1 protein-coding gene is annotated in these 1,319 nt (G+C 56.7%); it reads left to right on the forward strand.

Annotated elements, in window-relative coordinates:
• The coding region (locus tag H7U37_RS14885) for a MobA/MobL family protein (RefSeq protein ID WP_204876928.1) at positions 1–1,130 on the forward strand (1,130 nt) is incomplete at its 5' end.
• Between the last annotated feature and the right edge of the window lie 189 nt (positions 1,131–1,319).

Here is a 1,319-nt window from a genome sequence, read left to right on the forward strand (position 1 = left end):
TTCACGACACCGGCAAGGGCAATCCCCATTGTCACATCATGCTTACCATGCGCCCCCTTGACGAGCGCGGCGCATGGGCGGCGAAGTCCAAAAAGGAATATGACCTTGACGAAAACGGCGAGCGTATTCGTTTGCCAAGTGGCAGATACAAGACCCACAAAGTTGACCTGACCGGCTGGAACGACAAGGGCAACGCCCTCTTGTGGCGAAAGGCATGGGCTGACCTTACCAACGACTTTTTGGAGAGGAACGGAAGCCCGCAGCGTATCGACCACCGCAGCAACGCCGAGCGCGGCATTGACGAAATCCCCACCGTCCACATGGGCGTGGCAGCTTGCCAGATGGAGAAGAAAGGTATTGCCACCGAGAAAGGCGAACTAAACCGAAATATCCAAAAGGCAAACCGCCTTATCTGGGAAATCCGGGCGCAGGTTGGGAAGCTCAAAGAATGGATTGCCGACCTGTTCAAAGCGCGGGAAACCGCCCCGGAACAGCCGCCCCAATCCCCCGGCCTTGCCAATCTGCTGATGAAGTATTTGAGCGTTCAGAGAGAAAAGAGCCGGAAGTATTCGCAGAGTTGGCAAAGGCAGCACACAGCCGACGAACTGAAAACCGTAGCGGCGGCGGTCAACTATCTTTCCGAGCATGGTATCTCTACCCTTGACGAGCTGGACGCAGCCCTTTCCTCTGTCAGCGAACAGGCCGACGCTATCCGGGCGGGAATGAAAACCGCCGAGCAGCGCATGAAAGAGCTGCAAAAGCTCATTGAGTACGGCAGGAATTATCAGACCTACAAGCCCGTACAGGACGAGTACCGGCAAATCCGCTGGAAAGGAAAACAGGAGAAGTTTGCGGAAGCCCGCCGCGCCGAGTTGACCCTATGGAACGCGGCAAACCGCTATCTCCATGCCCATTTGCCGGAGGGCGTGAAAACCCTGCCGATCTCCGCATGGGAGAAAGAATATGCCGCCCTTAAAGCACAGAGGGAAGCGGAATACGCCAAGCTGAAAGGCACCCGCAGCGACCTTTCCGAACTTCAAAATATCCGCAGGTGCGTGGATATTGCGCTCCGCGCTGACCAGCCGGAACAGACGCAGACCCGCACTAAGCGTCACGACATAGACCGATGAAAGGAGTGAGCTTTTTGTACTACACCCAAGAACAGATAGACCGGGCGAACCAAGCCGACCTTGTTTTGTTCCTGCAATCGCAGGGCGAGCAGCTTACCCGCGCCGGGAATGAATACCGATGGAAACGGCACGACAGCTTGACCGTCCGGGGCAACAAGTGGTATCGCCACAGCCAGAGCAAGGGCGGCG

The sequence above is a fragment of the Pseudoflavonifractor phocaeensis genome (assembly GCF_016901735.1).
Taxonomy (GTDB): domain Bacteria; phylum Bacillota; class Clostridia; order Oscillospirales; family Oscillospiraceae; genus Pseudoflavonifractor_A.